Consider the following 427-nt stretch of genomic DNA (forward strand, 5'->3'; position numbering starts at 1 on the left):
GTTGAGCCTGATTGTTGAGGGACAGCAATTGCCCCCACAGAACTTGACGCAGCTGCTGCGCGGGGGCCGATTTGTCCTCGTGCATTATCGTGCCGAACAGCTAGCAGACGATCTTCGAAAAGATTTTCCGGGATTGAAAATCGCCTCTATCAGCGAGGATTCGCATAACAACGACTTCAACGTTGGTGAGGGGGCCCTCGTCAGGCCGGACGGTGTGGTGGTTTGGGTCGGTAGACAATCGATGCAGGCCAGGGAGCGTTTGGGTGAGTGGCTAATAGACGCTAATATTTATGCACGCAACGAACTGATCTGGAACAACTGATACGCGGACATGAAGAAGCCCGAGATCAGTGTGTTCAGCGTAAAGGCTGGTAATTTTGCACGGCAGGCTGGTAGGCATTAGTCACCATAAATGACTGAACTGTAG

At 52.2% G+C, this 427-nt stretch carries 1 protein-coding gene; it reads left to right on the forward strand.

Annotated elements, in window-relative coordinates; all coding sequences use genetic code 11:
- Positions 1-322, forward strand: a 322-nt coding sequence (locus SB765_RS28115) for a hypothetical protein (protein ID WP_410932285.1), incomplete at its 5' end; no start/stop codon positions are given.
- Positions 323-427 lie beyond the last annotated feature (105 nt).

This window comes from Pseudomonas sp. SIMBA_067 (assembly GCF_046534675.1).
Lineage (GTDB): Bacteria > Pseudomonadota > Gammaproteobacteria > Pseudomonadales > Pseudomonadaceae > Aquipseudomonas > Aquipseudomonas putida.